Origin of the sequence: Paenibacillus sp. FSL H7-0357, from assembly GCF_000758525.1 — a bacterium.
In the GTDB taxonomy this organism is placed as follows: domain Bacteria; phylum Bacillota; class Bacilli; order Paenibacillales; family Paenibacillaceae; genus Paenibacillus_AQ.
This window is the reverse complement of the sequence record NZ_CP009241.1, coordinates 3,911,150-3,927,235: the sequence shown is the minus strand read 5'-3', so window position 1 is coordinate 3,927,235 and position 16,086 is coordinate 3,911,150. Positions and strand designations below refer to the sequence as shown.

Annotated in this window: 13 protein-coding genes and 2 pseudogenes; 2 read left to right on the top strand and 13 right to left on the bottom strand. The window is 48.3% G+C overall.

The genetic code is table 11. From position 1 onward, the window contains the following. Positions 1 to 14: 14 nt before the first annotated feature. The 10 genes from moaA to H70357_RS17050 all read right to left on the bottom strand — a co-directional run bounded on the left by moaA (position 15) and on the right by H70357_RS17050 (position 12,251). Positions 15 to 1,031: a GTP 3',8-cyclase MoaA gene (gene moaA / locus H70357_RS17095; RefSeq protein ID WP_038591881.1), complete on the bottom strand. Its 1,017-nt coding sequence runs from the start codon at positions 1,029 to 1,031 to the stop codon at positions 15 to 17. Positions 1,032 to 1,050: 19 nt separating this feature from the next. Then, positions 1,051 to 2,541 carry an MFS transporter gene (locus tag H70357_RS17090; RefSeq protein WP_038591878.1) on the bottom strand — a complete coding sequence of 497 codons (1,491 nt, stop codon included), beginning with the start codon at positions 2,539 to 2,541 and terminating at the stop codon, positions 1,051 to 1,053. Positions 2,542 to 2,994: 453 nt separating this feature from the next. Further along, positions 2,995 to 3,522, bottom strand: coding sequence for a hemerythrin domain-containing protein (locus H70357_RS17085; protein ID WP_038591875.1), 528 nt, complete (start codon positions 3,520 to 3,522; stop codon positions 2,995 to 2,997). A gap of 24 nt (positions 3,523 to 3,546) precedes the next feature. Then, positions 3,547 to 4,194, bottom strand: coding sequence for a response regulator (locus H70357_RS17080; RefSeq protein ID WP_038591872.1), 648 nt, complete (start codon positions 4,192 to 4,194; stop codon positions 3,547 to 3,549). 7 nt (positions 4,195 to 4,201) lie between these two features. Next, positions 4,202 to 5,254, bottom strand: coding sequence for a sensor histidine kinase (locus H70357_RS17075; protein ID WP_038591869.1), 1,053 nt, complete (start codon positions 5,252 to 5,254; stop codon positions 4,202 to 4,204). An 11-nt stretch (positions 5,255 to 5,265) separates the two neighbouring features. Next, entirely contained in the window at positions 5,266 to 5,724 is a 459-nt protein-coding gene (locus H70357_RS17070) for a GAF domain-containing protein (protein WP_038591866.1), read from the bottom strand. A 49-nt stretch (positions 5,725 to 5,773) separates the two neighbouring features. Beyond that, on the bottom strand, positions 5,774 to 6,460 hold the full coding sequence (gene narI, locus H70357_RS17065; protein WP_038591863.1) for a respiratory nitrate reductase subunit gamma: 687 nt from the start codon (positions 6,458 to 6,460) through the stop codon (positions 5,774 to 5,776). Beyond that, positions 6,457 to 7,023 carry a nitrate reductase molybdenum cofactor assembly chaperone gene (narJ, locus tag H70357_RS17060; protein ID WP_038591860.1) on the bottom strand — a complete coding sequence of 189 codons (567 nt, stop codon included), beginning with the start codon at positions 7,021 to 7,023 and terminating at the stop codon, positions 6,457 to 6,459. The genes narI and narJ overlap by 4 nt, the downstream gene beginning before the upstream one ends. Further along, positions 7,016 to 8,587 carry a nitrate reductase subunit beta gene (gene narH, locus H70357_RS17055; RefSeq protein ID WP_038591858.1) on the bottom strand — a complete coding sequence of 524 codons (1,572 nt, stop codon included), beginning with the start codon at positions 8,585 to 8,587 and terminating at the stop codon, positions 7,016 to 7,018. The genes narJ and narH overlap by 8 nt, the downstream gene beginning before the upstream one ends. Then, complete coding sequence (locus tag H70357_RS17050) at positions 8,577 to 12,251, bottom strand: nitrate reductase subunit alpha (RefSeq protein ID WP_038591855.1); 3,675 nt, start codon at positions 12,249 to 12,251, stop codon at positions 8,577 to 8,579. The genes narH and H70357_RS17050 overlap by 11 nt, the downstream gene beginning before the upstream one ends. A gap of 320 nt (positions 12,252 to 12,571) precedes the next feature. Here H70357_RS17050 and H70357_RS17045 point away from each other — a divergent pair, with 320 nt between their 5' ends. Beyond that, positions 12,572 to 12,868: a hypothetical protein gene (locus H70357_RS17045; protein WP_038591852.1), complete on the top strand. Its 297-nt coding sequence runs from the start codon at positions 12,572 to 12,574 to the stop codon at positions 12,866 to 12,868. A 16-nt stretch (positions 12,869 to 12,884) separates the two neighbouring features. Here the strand turns inward: H70357_RS17045 and H70357_RS35330 are convergent. After that, positions 12,885 to 13,310 (bottom strand): annotated as a pseudogene (locus H70357_RS35330) (RrF2 family transcriptional regulator); the annotation flags it as partial. 151 nt (positions 13,311 to 13,461) lie between these two features. On the opposite strand from H70357_RS35330, the gene hmpA reads away from it, so the two are divergent. After that, the gene (hmpA, locus tag H70357_RS17040; protein ID WP_038591849.1) at positions 13,462 to 14,643 is read left to right on the top strand and encodes an NO-inducible flavohemoprotein; all 1,182 of its coding nucleotides are present in this window, start codon (positions 13,462 to 13,464) and stop codon (positions 14,641 to 14,643) included. 128 nt (positions 14,644 to 14,771) lie between these two features. Here hmpA and H70357_RS17035 read toward each other — a convergent pair. Beyond that, positions 14,772 to 15,128: pseudogene (locus tag H70357_RS17035) on the bottom strand (alpha-amylase family glycosyl hydrolase); the annotation flags it as partial. A gap of 62 nt (positions 15,129 to 15,190) precedes the next feature. Next, on the bottom strand, positions 15,191 to 16,084 hold the full coding sequence (locus H70357_RS17030) for a carbohydrate ABC transporter permease (RefSeq protein ID WP_038591843.1): 894 nt from the start codon (positions 16,082 to 16,084) through the stop codon (positions 15,191 to 15,193). Positions 16,085 to 16,086 lie beyond the last annotated feature (2 nt).

Sequence of the window (16,086 nt, the reverse complement as noted above, 5' to 3'; positions counted from 1 at the left end):
CGTACTATCAGTCGTTAACCTCCAATATAGGACATCCCTATCTTTGTTCTATTCCTTACGGTTTGTTCCGTCCGTTCATCAGAATAGCGGTCTGTACGCTGCTCCCAGACGTTCCTAATAGCTTCGAGCAAGCTTTGATCATCCGCCCCGCTGCGAATCATCTTCCTGAGATCAAAACCGCTTGATGCGAACAGGCAGGTATAAAATTTGCCGTCAGAGGACAGCCGGGCGCGCGTGCAGGAAGAACAAAACGACTCGGATACCGAAGTAATAAAACCAACCTCTGCCTTGCTGCCCTTATAGCGGTAGCGTTGGGCAACTTCACCGAAATAATTGTTGTCGAGTGCTTCCAGCTCGAATGTACTCTGGAGGCGCTCCATGATGTCTTTTTTCGTTACGACTTTTTCAAAGCTCCAGCCATTGTCGTTGCCGACATCCATGAACTCGATGAACCGCAACGTTATATTTCTTTCTTTGAAATAGCGGGCCATCGGCAGAATCTCCGATTCGTTCAGACCTCTTTGCACCACCATGTTCACTTTGACCTCAAAACCGGCCTCTATGGCATGATCAATCTGTTTTAAAATAAAACCGGGTTTGATTCCACGCCCGTTCATTCTCCCAAAAAGCTCAGGATTCAGTGCATCCAGGCTAACATTCAGTCTGCGTAGTCCCGCCTCGTATAGAGGCTCCGCCTGTTGCCCTAGCAGTACCCCATTGGTCGTCAAACCGATATCTTCTACACCGTCCAAAGAGCCAATCTTGGCAACAAGCTCGGGCAGACCCCGCCGCATCAGCGGTTCACCGCCGGTCAGCCTGATTTTGCTTACGCCAAGCGAAACAAACAAACTCGTCAAGCGATGAATTTCTTCAAATGTCAGCAGTTCACTTGTCGGTAGGAAGACATAATCTTCACCGTACACTTCTTTTGGCATGCAGTAGGAACACCGGAAATTGCACCGGTCGGTTACAGATATCCGCAAATCGTGGATGGGCCGCCGCAGTTGATCTTGTGGTGGATGTACATTCATCTGGCATCGTCCCTTTCGATTACTTCTGCGTGATATCGCTAAACGTGCCCACATAGCGAACATCTTCGCCTGTCTCGTCTTTAACAGCGCTGATATTTAGCCACTGCAAATATTCCTCACCATTTTTGCGTCGATTCCAGATTTCGCCCTGCCACATCCCCTTCGCCCTGATTTCACTCCACATGCCGCTGTAGAAATCCTTGGATTGGCGGCCTGACTTCAGGATGCTGGGCTGTTTGCCGAGTACTTCTTCTTCAGTGAAGCCCGTGAGCTTCGTAAATGCCGGATTCACGGTTTTAATAAGTCCTGATACATCGGTTACCAGAATCCCCTGTCCGGTCGAGTTGAACACTTCAGAGGTAAGCGCAAGCCGATCCTGATAATACAGCCATACCACCAGCACCAGACTGGCTAGGGCCACCTGCGAGAGCAGCATGAATCCAATGGAATATTGACCTGTGACCGAATAAATCAACGACAGCATAATCGGCGGAAAAAAGCCGCCAAGACCACCCATCATTGACACAATCCCGTTGGTAATTCCTGCCTGCTTATTAAAGTACAAAGGCATCAATTTGAAAATAACACCGTTTCCGATTCCCGCACTTACCGCAATGGCAAGGCAGCCCGCTGTATACAGACCCATGGAAGGCATAAATGCAAGAATAATCGCTGCAACCGTATAGATACTGAATGTGCCAATCAGCAGGAACAAAGGCTGGAATTTGTCGCCGAGCCAGCCACCTACCGGCCTGAAAAAGGTAGCAACTGCGATGAAGCCGGCTGTGCGCATGCCTGCATCCACCTTTTCCAGTCCAAAATTGGAGACCAGGAAGTTCGGCAAATAAATCGTAAACGCTACAAAAGACCCGAAGGTAATAAAGTAGAACAGCGAGAACAGCCAGAGCTTCTCATTTTTGGCAACACCTTTGATTTGCTCGATGATTGGTGTTTTCATCTTGGGTTCGTGCCGGTCCCCGAAAAAGAAATTCAATGCAATAAAGATAAGTAAAAGAATCAAGTACATCTTCACAGTCGGTGACCAGCCGATTTGTGCGGCTACGAACGGGGCCGAGAAGGTTGTGACGGCAGTTCCGATATTGCCTATTCCGTAAACCCCGTTTACCAAACCATGTTTTTCTTTAGGAAAATACTTAGGCAGTGAAGTAACCCCTACTGAGAATACAGCCCCGCCAACTCCAAGAAAAGTTCCTCCAATAATTAAATGAGTCATTGTAGAAGCTTCACTAATAAAGTAGACCGGAAACAAGAGCAGAATAAAGCTGGTCATAAAGATAATCCGTGCTCCTAAAATATTTGCATAATAGCCAAGCGGAATTCTTAGAATCGAACCCAGGACAACCGGAATTGCGGTGACCATCGCCAATTTCCCGGGTGGAATGCTGATGTCTTCGGAAATAAAAGGCATCAGGGAGGAAATAATAACCCATACCATGAATCCGAGAATCAAGTTTAATGTTTGTAGCGGCAACTGCATTTTTTTAATCATTCAACTCACCTTTTCGCCATTTATTCTCCTGATTGTTTATCTAGATACGTATTTCCTGATCTCATTGTATCCGCCGATCCCCCTGTTCAGATATAGGGGAGAACCCTTTCCCTGACAGGGTAAACCCTGAAAATAGGCAGGAACGGCTTCGCCCTGTATGAAGACACTGGAATCACCTTCATAAGTTCTATATAACTTGAACTGAAAAGTTTAGAGTAAAGGTTCAGTCGCAACTGCGGAGAATATTTGGACTTCCGGCCGCTGTTGTCGTAAGAATTTCTTGATTATGACCGCTGTTTGCGGTTGAAATCTGAAGACAAAGGCGGTCGCTATCGCTCCTACAGTTCCAAAATCCCCCTCCGTCGCTCCGCTCCATTTCCTCAAGTTTCAAGTTCAATCTATATAGCTGCAAAGCATAAAAAAGCCGCTTCAAGAAGAAGCAGCTTGTGTGTTTCAGGTGATGAGCGTATTTAGTTTCTGGCATAACCGCTCTTTGTCCAAGGTATTCATCTGATTTTCGGCCATCGGGAATATGACAGCCTCTTCTTTCACAAAGTGCACAGTCAATACTTCAAAAGCTTCACCGGCATATCTCACAGCTTCACGGATCTCTTCAAGTAACATCAGCTCTATCCCGCTATTCGTGTGATGCAGGAAATGGCCGATATATCCGTCAATTTCGCTGTGTTCCTCCTGGATACCGACAAGCGGCCCTTGTTCAAAACCGATATAAGTACCCAACAGCGGGAAAAAATGTATTTCTTCCTTCGCTATATGCTTCTTCAGCGGACCGGTAAAATCGAGGACCCCTTTACGCAGCTCTTGAAGCCGTGTCCTGCCTTCTTCCACACTTATCGTTTCCTGTTCAAACCAAAGCACGATGGCATGCCATTCTTCCATAAGAAAAGACAGATAACGGTGTTCGTTCTCAAGAATGCGCATGGCGGGTGTTGTAAACTGCAATTCTGCAAAATCCGGCACGCAAGCATAACCTCCATTCACCGGTTAGAAATCCAGCATTTTTTTCCTTAATGCATATTCAACCAGCTCAGGCCGGCTTTTAAGATTTAATTTCTCCATGATTTTAGCTTTGTGGGCTTCAACTGTTTTGACGGAGATGAACAGCTTCTCAGCAATTTCCTTGTTGCCGTATCCCTTGGCGATGAGCGGTAGAATCTCCAGTTCCCGTTTCGACAACAGTTCGAACAGGTCTTCTGTGCTGACGGTCTTATCCTTTTTGATGAACTCACGGACTAGAGAAGTCGCCATCTTGGGATGAATATAGGTGCCGCCTTCATAAATGGTCCGAATGGCCAGCAATAGCTCCTCGTCCGGCGCGCTTTTGAGGACATATCCGGAAGCTCCGTTCTTGAGTACATGGAATAAGTATTCCTCATCATCATGCATCGTCAGAATCAGGATTTTGGTATCCGGGTAATCCTCTTTAATCTTGCCTGTCGCAATCAGTCCGCTTTCTCCCGGCGGCATGCTCAGATCCATGATCAGAATATCCGGCCGGAATTTGGCTACCATGGCATAAGCTTCTCTTCCGTCTGCCGCCGCTCCGATCACTTCAATATCATCCTGAAAATTCAGGATCATGGAGAATCCGCTGCGTACTATCGCATGGTCGTCTGCAATGACGATCTTCATCAGAATCTCATTCCTTCCCTTGAGCAAATCCTACAGGAACCTGTAAAAGGATTCTTGTACCTCTGCCAATACCTGAATCTACATTGAAAGTACCGCCTACCAATTCCGCCCGTTCCTGCATGCCAAAGAGGCCAAGTCCGGTTCCGCTAGGTTCGTCCCCCAATTTGAAGCCGGTTCCTTCATCTTCGACCAGGAGCCGCAGGACACCGTCTTTCTCTGTAAGAGAAACTTTGACCGTGTCTACTTGGGCATACTTTAGCGCGTTCAAAACGGCTTCCTGGCAAACCCGGTACATGACGGTCTCGATTTCACTCTCATAGCGCTTCTCTGAAAGCTGAGATATATATTCTATTACAAGGCCATAGCTTTGTTCCATCCGTTTGAAGTGGGACCGGAATGCAGCTTCCAATCCGAAATCATCAAGTGCCGCAGGTCTAAGCTCTACTGAGAGGTTACGGATATCATTCAGCAGCCGGGTCATTGATACCTCAGTCTGCTTTACTTTCCTCAGCAGCTGCTCGTCAGATGTCATATACTTGAGCACGCGAAGATCAATGACTGCGCTCATCAACTCCTGGGCAACACTGTCATGCAGCTCACGGGATATCCGTTTGCGTTCATTCTCCTGCGCTTCTATCACATGTTTCATCATTTTGTTCTGATAAAACTTCTCTTGCGTTTTGAACTGTCTGGTTAAATCTCTCAGCATAAATACCCGGATACCTTGCTCGTAATCAATGGTATGAAACGTAGCGGCATAAGGAACGATCCTTTTGTCTTTGGTTTCCAGGTAAACTTGATAGGATGTAAAATCCTCGGAGTCCGGTGTATTGAAATAACAGTTAAGGCAGGTTCGCAGTTCCGTTTCACTGGTATACCCCCGGCAAGTTCCACAAAGAGCCTGGGGATTTCCCTGATAAAGCTGCTTCAGGATATCCTTGTCTACGATGTTCTCTGCAGCCGGATTCATTGCCAGGGCTTTCCCTTCCCGGTCAAAAAAGAACATGGCCTCCATGCTGTTCTCAAACAGCTTCGTCATTAACAGATTCGGCAGATCCATTCCGGGTACCCTCAACTCAGCAACAATTCCTTCCCGTTCAAGTCTCCAATACCTTTACGCGCAACTGTCTCCAAGGCGTGCAGCATTTCATCGGTTACCTGCTGTTCTCCCCTGAATCCTCCAAGCAGTACACCTTCGACGCGGGCATCGTTCCATATGGGGACAGCGCCAATGCTGTTCAAATTCTCCATCTTAGTAATGGGATAGTTAAACAAGGTATCAGGCTGCACATGTTTCTGTACAGAAGAGAGTGAAAACGGTTTTCCGGTCTTGAACACGATTCCCGCAATTCCTCTTCCCGATTGCAGCACAATCCGTTTGAAACGGTCATTCGTATTGCCGGAGGCGTATTTCCATCGGATCACATAGTCATATTCTGCTGGTTCAGCAAGGGCCATTGACATAAAATCATAACCTAAAACCTTGCGGATCTGATCTAGCTCCTTTTGGTAATTCACCGTGTTTGTCATCGTTCTCTCTCCTAATTGAACAGGGAAAGAAGTTTTCGCTTGCTTTCCTTTAATTCGATTTATTTCTTCTGTATAGAATATAACTTCTGCCTACATAATTCAATGGAACACTCCATACATGGACTAAGCGGGTGAACGGCCAAAAGGCAAAAATGGCAAAGCCGGACAGGATGTGCAGCTTGAAGGAAAACGGCACACTTTCCATAAGTGACGGATCCGGTCTGAACATGAAGAGGCCCCGGAACCAGACGGAAATCGTCTCACGGTAATCAAACTCGGGCTGTACGGCATTGGTTACGATTGTGGAGTACATTCCCATAAAGACGATAAAGAGCAGCAGTGAATTGACAATCAAATCGGAGGCACTGCTGAGCCGGCGGACATTCTTGATCGTAAAGCGGCGGGAGGTCAGAATGATCATCCCCAGCAACGTGGCTACTCCGAAAAATCCGCCAATATACACCGCGCCTATGTGGTAAAGATGTTCATTGACACCGATTGCCTCCATCCATGACTTCGGTATGGCGAGACCGCCGACATGGCCAAAAATGACCGGAATAATCCCAAGATGGAATAAGATACTTCCATATTTCAGCTGTTTCTTTTCAATGAATTCACTGGATTTCGCCGTCCAGTTAAACTGATCCTTGCGGTAGCGGAAGATATGTCCGCCGATAAAGACCACCATACAAATGTAAGGGAAAATAACCCATAGAAACTGAGCAAACATATTCATTGACTGGGGGCCTCCTGTCGGGCACAAGCTTTAAATGTTTCACGCAATCCCTTCACCAGGTGGAAATAGGGACTTTTATTCTTATCAAGTGCCTTGAGCAGATGATAGGTGCCATCCTCAAGAATCGCAATCAGCATCCCGAAATTCTCAGGCGCTGACGGATCTTCAAGCCATTCTGCAGCATACAGAAACTCACACATCAGCGGAAGATAATCGGGCAGCTCCCCTTCCGGCATTTGCAGCCCGAACATTTCGTATAATAGCTTCAGTTTGGCCAGCATCTGTCCGCGTTCTTTGGCATCTTCAAATTTAAAATAGGTCATGTACAGGGCGCAGTCTTTCTGGAAATCAAAAGTGGCCGCATAACTCTCCTGAATCTCTTCCAGGCTGAAGTTTTGCATCAGTGACCAGTAGGTGTGCACATGGGCGTAACCCGGGTGGCCGCTGCTGAACGCCTCTTCCAGAAAAGCCGGATGAAAATCCAGCTTCTCCGGGTACATAAGCTGCAGGGCGAAATATCCGAAGGATTGCTTGTAATCGTACAATTTGATCAGATCAATCACGCCAAATCCCTCCGTAGAAGTTCTCTTCATACATTTCCTTGCCGTTCTTCATCGTGGTTCCTGCAGCACTGGCCGGGCCGCAGCCGTCACAGCCGGAGCCGGAGCCCATATCTCCCATGCTATTGCCATAGCCGGTCGAACCTTGGGCACGATAAGGGTTCATATGCTGTTCTCTGTGGGAAGTCGGAATCACAAAGCGGTCTTCATATTTGGCGATGGCGAGCAGCCGGTACATCTGTTCCGTCTGATGTGCAGTCATGCCTACACGTTCCAGACGGCTTAGGTCGAATTCCTGAGCTGTGGATTTGGCGCGCATATATGAGCGCATCATTGCCATCCGCTGCAAGGCTTCTTTGACCGTCTGCGTGTCACCTGCAGTCAGCATGTTGGCCAAATACTGGATCGGAGTGCGCATTTCTTCGATAGCCGGGAAGATCTGATCCGGATTCTTCAGCGAATCTTTTCCTTCAAAATAATTCATGATCGGACTAAGCGGCGGCACATACCAAACCATTGGCAGCGTCCGGTATTCCGGATGAAGCGGGAATGCCAGCTTGTGCTCGATGGCAAGCTTGTAAACCGGGGAGTTCTGGGCTGCCTCCAGCCAGTCTTCCGAAATGCCGTCTTTTCTTGCCTGGGCGATCACTTCCGGATCATGCGGATTCATAAACAGATCACATTGTGCTTTGTACAGGTCCTTCTCGTCCGGCGTCGAAGCGGCATCAAGGACTTTGTCGGCGTCATACAGCAGAACGCCCAAATAGCGAATCCGGCCGGTACAAGTCTCGGAGCAGACCGTTGGCAAGCCCGCTTCCACGCGAGGGAAGCAGAAGGTACATTTCTCCGCCTTGTTGGTCTGCCAGTTGAAGTACACCTTCTTATACGGACAGCCAGTCATGCAATATCTCCAGCCGCGGCAGGCTTCCTGGTCGACGAGCACAATTCCGTCTTCATCCCGTTTGTACATCGCACCGGAAGGACAGGACGCGACACAACTCGGATTAAGGCAGTGTTCACAAAGGCGGGGCAGATAGATCATAAAGGATTTTTCGAAGTTGAATTTGATCTCTTCCTCAATTTTCTGGATGTTCGGATCCAGCGGTCCGGTTACATGCGCTCCCGCGAGATCATCTTCCCAGTTCGGCCCCCATTCCAGATCCATCTTCTCACCCGTTACCGCCGAATGTGCCCGTGCAACCGGGGAATGTTTTTGTTCACCTGCATTCGTCAAATGTTCGTAATTGTAAGTCCACGGCTCATAGTAATCCTTCATTTCCGGCATGTCTGGATTGTAGAAGATTTTGCCGAGCGCGATCTTGGACAGCTTATTGCCTGACTTCAGCTCCAGCTTTCCTTTACGCAGCTTCCAGCCGCCTTTATAGAGCTCCTGGTCTTCCCAACGTTTCGGATAGCCGATCCCCGGCTTTGTTTCAACGTTGTTGAACCACATATATTCCGCGCCTTTACGGTTAGTCCAGGTTGTCTTGCAGGTGACACTGCATGTGTGGCAGCCAATGCATTTGTCCAGATTCATTACCATCGCTACTTGCGCTTTAATTTTCAAGCCAGTTAACCTCCTTCATTTTGCGTACGGCTACGTAGACATCCCGCTGGTTGCCGATTGGACCATAGTAGTTGAAACCGTAGCTGAGCTGTGCGTATCCGCCCACCATCTGAGTAGGCTTCAAATGAATTCGTGTAGGAGCATTATGACTTCCGCCGCGAGTATCCGTGATCTCAGAGCCTGGTACTTGAATATGCTTGTCCTGGGCGTGGTACATAAACATGGTGCCTCTCGGCATCCGGTGGCTGACGACTGCGCGTGCGGTTACGACACCGTTGCGGTTGTATACTTCCAGCCAGTCATTATCGGAAATCTGATGCGCTTCGGCATCCTCATTATTGATCCATACGGTTGGACCCCCGCGGAACAAGGTCAGCATGTGCTGGTTATCCTGGTAGGTAGAGTGGATATTCCACTTGCCATGCGGTGTCAAATACCGTAGAACAAGCGAATCCTGTCCGCCTTTCACTGCCTTGTCACGCGGTCCGAAGACCATCGGCGGCAAGGTGGGCTTATAGACTGGCAGCGATTCTCCAAACTGCAGGAAGATCTCATGGTCAATATAGAAATGCTGTCTTCCGGTCAAAGTGCGGAAAGGAACAAGACGTTCGATATTGGTTGTGAACGGCGAATAACGGCGGCCCTGCTTGTTCGAGCCGCTGAATACCGGTGTGGGAATGACTTCCCTCGGCTGAGCGGTAATACTTTGAAACGTAATCTTCTCTGCTGCCCGGTCAGCCGAGATATCTCTGAGCTCAACGCCCGAATCTTTCTCCGCTTGCGCGTAAGCCTTCTGGGATACACGGCCATTGGTAGCCGATGACAGATGAAGGATCGTATCTGCCGCCTGGCGGGCAGTTTGAAGTTTTGGCAGTCCGTTTTTGATTGAATCGTCGAAATGAACCCCGCTTATCTGCTTCAATTCCTCGTATTCTTCGGCGACAGAGAAGCTGATGCCATGTGCCCCTGCTTTGCCGGTTGCGAGGTTGGGTCCGAGCGAGATGTATTTATCATGTATTTGGGTATAGTCCCGTTCTACAATGCTTAGGTTTGGCATTGTTTTACCCGGAATCGCTTCAATCTCGCCTTTGGCCCAGTCTTTGACAAGACCCATAGGCTGTGAAATCTCGCTTACCGAGTCATGGCCGAGAGGTGTTGAGACAAGGTCTTTGTAGACGCCAGGCAAATGTGATTTCGCCATTTCGGAGAAAACCTCCGCAAGCTGGCGGTAAATATCCCAGTCCGAACGCGATTCCCAGAGCGGGTTCACAGCCGGATTGAACGGGTGAACAAAGGGATGCATGTCTGTTGATGACAGATCTGTTTTCTCATACCAGGTGGCCGCAGGCAATACAATATCCGCATACAGCGGCGTTGTGGTCATCCGGAAATCCAGGGCAACCATCAGATCCAGCTTGCCTTCCACATCTTCCCGCCAGATAATTTCCTCCGGCTTCTGCTCTTCATTCGGCTCGGCGAGCAGCCCGTCGGAAGCTCCCAGCAAATGCTTCATGAAATACTCCTGCCCTTTCGCGGAGCTTGAGATCAGGTTCGAGCGCCAGATAAACAGTGAACGCGGGAAGTTCTCAGGAGCGCCCGGATCTTCCACTGCAAAGCGGGTTTTACGCGATTTGATCTCTTCCAGAGTGTGGCTAATTATTTCGGCATTGGACTTCTTGCCTTGCTGCGCAGCTTCTTCCGCGAACAGCAGGCTGTTCTTATTGAACTGCGGAAAGGACGGCAGCCAGCCGAGACGTGCAGCCAGCACGTTATAGTCAGCCGGATGCTGATAAGCTACCTCTCCGCCCGTCGGCGATTTCAGCGAATCCGTGCCGCTCTCCTCATAACGCCATTGCTCAGTTGCAAAGTAGAAAAATGATGTGGCATTTTGCTGACGGGACGCACCCTGCCAGTCTTTGGCAAAGGCAATAGTTGACCATCCTTCGATCGGGCGGCATTTCTCTTGACCGACATAATGCGCCCAGCCCCCGCCATTGACACCTTGTGAAGCGGTGAGCATCACCAGATTCAAGATGGAACGGTAGATGGTGTCACTGTTGAACCAGTGATTGATCCCAGCCCCCATGATAATCATCGAACGTCCGCCCGTATCAATCGCGTTCTGGGCAAATTCACGGGCAATTTGAACAACGACACTTGATTTCACACTCGTAATTTTCTCCTGCCAGGCAGGCGTGTAAAGAGAGAATTCATCAGTGTAGTCCTTGGCGTTCAGCGGGCTGGCTGTACGAGCGATGCCGTACTGGCTCATCATCAAATCATAAACAGTCGCAACAACCTGTTCTGTACCGTCTGCCAGCTGGATTGTTTTGACCGGGATCATCCGTCTGAACGTACCGTTACCGGCATTATCGAAGTAAGGGAATACAATTTCTGTCCACTTTTCTCCATGACCTTCAATGCTCAGCGCCGGCTCCACTTTGCTTCCATCTTCACGTTCAAGGATCAGGTTCCATTGCTTGCCTTCTTCCCAGCGCTGGCCCATGGTCCCATTGGGAACGATGAATTCACTGGCTGACTCATCAAAGATGACCGGTTTCCAGTCTGAATGCTGCGATGTCTCACCGAGGTCGCTCGCCCGGAGAAAACGTCCGCCTTTCAAGGCATCTTCATGCGTGTCCAGCAAAATCAGAAAAGGCATGTCTGTATATTGCTTGGCATAATTCAGGAACATCGGTTCCTGGCGCTCATTATAGAACTCATTCAGAATTACATGCGTCATAGCCTGGGCGAGCGCGGCATCCGTACCGGGATTCGGCGCCAGCCAGTTGTCGGCGAATTTGACGTTTTCCGCGAGATCCGGTGCCACCGATACTACCTTGGTTCCCTTATACCGCACTTCCGTCATGAAGTGTGCATCCGGTGTCCGGGTAAGCGGCACATTGGACCCCCACATCATCAAATAGCCAGCATTGTACCAGTCAGAAGATTCCGGCACATCTGTCTGCTCACCCCAAATTTGCGGAGATGCCGGAGGAAGATCGGCGTACCAGTCATAGAAGCTCAGCATTTGACCGCCCAGGAGCGAGATGAAGCGCGCACCCGAAGCATAGCTGACCATCGACATGGCCGGAATAGGTGTGAAGCCGGCAATCCGGTCGGGACCATATTTTCTAATGGTATAAATCAGTTGTGCCGAAATGAGATGGAGTACATCGTTCCATCCCACTCGGATATGACCGCCTTTGCCGCGGGCCTTCTTGTAAAGGTCAGCCTTCGCAGGATCTTCTACAATGCTGGCCCATGCATCGACGTAATTGTCATGCTCGGACAGCGCCGTTTGCCACAGACGCCACAGCTTCCCTCTAACATAGGGATACTTCACGCGCAGAGGACTGTATTCGTACCACGAAAATGTAGCTCCACGGGGACAGCCGCGCGGTTCGAATTCCGGCATATCCGGCCCGCAGGAAGGATAATCAATCTGCTGGTTCTCCCAGGTAATAATTCCGTTCTTCACAAATACCTTCCAGCTGCAGGAACCTGTACAATTGACTCCGTGAGTGGTGCGGACTACTTTATCATGAGACCAGCGCTGGCGGTACATATTCTCCCAATCCCGGTTTTTCTCCTCAAGAATGGACCAGTTCCCGGAATAGCTTTCAATTGGCTTGAAAAAGTTGAGACCATATTTTTTCTTCATCGATTACGAACACTCCTTTGCAGAATGAAGGACAGGGTTGCGTAAAAATATACATTCATTCAATTAATCTCATTATGGATCCCCCTGGCGATACTTCCCATTAGGGAATCGCCTATTGAGCCGCGGGAATTCCCTTGATCTGAATAAAAAGCAAAAAAAGCCTTCCTCGCTGAGAGAAAAGCTGTACGGTGTACTTGATGATTAAGGATATTAGCTCCTATTAGGGAGTTCCCTGTTTGTGATCCGTGGAATTCCTTAGCGGGAATTCCACTGCTTTCTGGTGTGCTATACTGAAAAAAAAAAACGAGAGGATGAGCCACATGACAGGTCCTTCATTGCGCCAGTTGCACGCCCATCATGCCATTCATCAGGGCGGGCTGTCCGGTGCTATAGCTAAAACTGAAGAAGTGGAAGAGCTTCTGGAAGCAAAAGAAATCGAGGTGGCGCGCCAAGCGGCCGATCATTTGATTGAGTATTGGGAGACGCGAATCATTAGCCACGCCGATGCGGAGGAAGACGGACTCATTCCTGAGGTGATTCATCAGTTCCATGCCCTGTTGGTTGTGAACTCCATTCATAGCCGGGATGAAGAACGGCTGTTGTTAGCGGAGGCGTGACCTTCTCCTGCTGTTGAAGAATAGCACGCAGGTCATCTTTGTTGATTAATAAATCCTGCAGCGTATATTCATTTAGCACCTGCAGATAGGCTTGAAGTGCTCTGGCAAGTGCTCCTTTAAGTCCACAAACCGGGGAGATCGGACAACTGCCGCCTGAAGGATTGAAGCACTCGACAAGATAGAAGTCGTCTTCCATCCGGCGTACGACCTCCCCAATGTTTATCTCTTCAGGTGTCCGGGCAAGCCGTATACCTCCCCCCCGCCCTCTTACAGTTTCAATATATCCCGCCTTTCCTAATTCGTGTGAGACCTTCATCAAATGATTTTTGGAGATATGATAAGCGTTCGATATGTCTTGTATGGTTGAAAGCTCATTTCGCTGCTTTGATCCAAGATAGAGGAGGATTCGCAAAGAAAAATCTGTATACAAAGTAAGTCTCATATTTCCCTCCAATTGTTGGTATAGTAAGTGATATTTATTACAAATAATATCATATATATTGTCCATTTTGTTAAAGTGGTATTTTAAATATATCTTTTAACTTAAAATGAGTATATATTAAATTTGGAACAATTGAGAGGAGCTGATCGTTATTTTATCACAGGAAACCCGGGATATTGTCAAATCCACAGCACCCGTATTAGCCGAACATGGCACAACCATTACATCAGTGTTTTACCGGAATTTGTTCGAAGCCCATCCAGAACTTCTTAATGTATTTAACCATGCCAACCAGGCGCAAGGCCGCCAGCAGGCTGCACTTGCCAATGCGGTGTACGCAGCAGCCGTCCACATTGACAACCTTGAGAATATCCTGCCTGCGGTTGTCCAGATTGCACACAAGCATGTCAGTCTTGGCATTAAACCGGAGCATTACCCGATCGTCGGCGAATTTTTACTGAAAGCCATCAAGGAAGTGCTGGGTGATGCCGCCACCGATGAAATTCTCAAAGCATGGGAAGAAGCCTACGGCGTCATCGCAGGTGCCTTTATCGGCGTTGAAGACAGCATGTATAAAGAAGCGCGTGAACAGGAAAATGGCTGGAATTTCTTCAAACCGTTCACTGTTGCGCGCAAAGTACAAGAAAGCACCAACATTACATCGTTCTATCTTAAACCGGCAGACGGTTCCAATGTACCGGATTATAAGCCAGGACAGTATATCTCTGTACGTGTCTTAATACCTGGCGAGAAGTACACCATGATCCGTCAGTACAGCCTTTCGCAAGCGCCAAAAGCGGATGAATTCCGCATTTCCGTGAAACGTGAAGCCGATAATGATCCGAATGGCGTCGTCTCGCTTTATCTTCATGAGCAGGTTGCAGAAGGAGATTCCGTCGAAGTAAGCGCCCCGGCGGGTGAGTTTTTGCTGGATGCCACCAAAACAACGCCTGTGGCCTTTATCTCTGGCGGTGTGGGCATCACGCCGATGATAAGCATGTTCGAAACCGTTGCGGCAGCAACGCCGGACCGGCCGACTGTATTCCTGCATTCTGCGCGGAATGAAGCACTGGCCGCTTTCCGTAAAGATGTCGAGAAACATGCATCTGCTATGAGCAATGTTAAGACCAAAACCTTCTATTCCGGTGGTCCGGATGGAGTAATTACAGGCGAAGTCCTAAAGTCATATGTAGATATTACAGGGGATGCCTATGTTTGCGGTCCGGTACCTTTTATGGAAGCGATGATTCGTGAACTGCATGCGCTCGGAATGAAAGAAGAACAAATTCACTATGAGTTTTTCGGCCCAGCCCTGCAATTGGACAACAACTAGTAATACCTAAACACATAGGCCGCTTCCCGGATCTTAGTCGATCCCGGGGGCGGCCTGTACTTTTTTATCGGGAAATAAGCCATTCAAGCAGGACGTTCGCATGATTGTGAACAGGATCTTTTGCTCCCTTTGCTTTTTTTGGCTTCTTGAAACCAAGGGTGTTCATCCGATGTATGGTTCAACACCAAATCCATAATGATCCGAATGTCTCGTTTCCCGGCTTCATGAATTAACGTTTCCATATCTTCCAAAGACCCAAACATCGGATCGATATCCTGATAATCTGAAATATCATACCCATAATCATCTTGAGGGGACTTGCAAACGGGTGATAACCAAATCGCACCGATGCCGAGTTCCTGCAAATAATCCAATCGGGACACAATGCCCTCCAAGTCGCCGATTCCATCTCCGTTACTATCTTGAAAGCTCCGTGGATATATTTGATATACAACGGTTTCTTTCCACCATTTTTTATTTTTCATGTTCCATTCAACCTCTCTTTCACACGAAACGTGGTTTATTTTCATCAACTCACAGCATCTAGTTATTCTTTGACGGATCCTACGACAATGCCAGTCACAAAGTATTTTTGCAGCAGCGGATAAATCAGCAATAGCGGGATGACAGCGACTACGATTTTGGCCGCATTCAGGTTCTTTTTCGAAATTTCAGTCAGGTTGCTGAGCTCACTGGAATTCGTGCCGGCTTGAAGCAAATCGGCAATATTCACGTTAAGGGACTGAATATAGGTCATTAGCGGATAATTGCTGACTTTGGTCATATAGATCAAACCGCTGAAGAAGTCATTCCATGTACCCACGATACTGAATAGAGCGACTGTTGCCAGCGCAGGAATGGACACAGGAACATAGACTTTGAACAAGACCTGGAGCGGATTCGCCCCATCGATGAACGCTGCTTCTTCAAGCGCTTTAGGTACAGCGGAGAAGAAGTTCATCACGAGGATGACACTGAATATCGGGACAGCGCCTGGCAGAACAAGTGCCCAAATCGTATTCAACATATCCAGGTTTTTGATCAGCAGGTAACTCGGAATCATGCCTCCACTGAACAACATGGCAAAAATCATAATATTCATATAAATGTTTCTGCCTTTAAAATCCCTTTTCGATTTGGATAACGGATAAGCCATCAAAATAATCAGAGTCATGTTAAGCACAAGGGTAAGCGCGACACGTAGAACAGATATGCCAAAGGAACGCCAGAACTGTGGATCATCAATAATTTTGGTATACGCTGCAGTTGTAAAATTGACCGGAACGAGACCTACAGCATTCGCTGATACCGCCTCGCTGCTACTGAATGAAATGGCAACGATATTCCATAACGGAAGAAGGCAGGCCAATGCTAGCATGATGACGATGGCATAGATGACAAACCGGCCAATTCGATCTTTTAAGTTTGCAGAATAGGACACAG

What these genes read in the sequence shown, in the direction of transcription:
- moaA (WP_038591881.1), bottom strand. Translation starts at nt 1,031, where the DNA reads ATGAATGTACATCCACCACAAGATCAACTGCGGCGGCCCATCCACGAT.
- H70357_RS17090 (WP_038591878.1), bottom strand. Translation starts at nt 2,541, where the DNA reads ATGATTAAAAAAATGCAGTTGCCGCTACAAACATTAAACTTGATTCTC.
- H70357_RS17080 (WP_038591872.1), bottom strand. Translation starts at nt 4,194, where the DNA reads ATGAAGATCGTCATTGCAGACGACCATGCGATAGTACGCAGCGGATTC.
- H70357_RS17075 (WP_038591869.1), bottom strand. Translation starts at nt 5,254, where the DNA reads ATGGATCTGCCGAATCTGTTAATGACGAAGCTGTTTGAGAACAGCATG.
- H70357_RS17070 (WP_038591866.1), bottom strand. Translation starts at nt 5,724, where the DNA reads ATGACAAACACGGTGAATTACCAAAAGGAGCTAGATCAGATCCGCAAG.
- narI (WP_038591863.1), bottom strand. Translation starts at nt 6,460, where the DNA reads ATGAATATGTTTGCTCAGTTTCTATGGGTTATTTTCCCTTACATTTGT.
- H70357_RS17050 (WP_038591855.1), bottom strand. Translation starts at nt 12,251, where the DNA reads ATGAAGAAAAAATATGGTCTCAACTTTTTCAAGCCAATTGAAAGCTAT.
- H70357_RS17045 (WP_038591852.1), top strand. Translation starts at nt 12,572, where the DNA reads ATGACAGGTCCTTCATTGCGCCAGTTGCACGCCCATCATGCCATTCAT.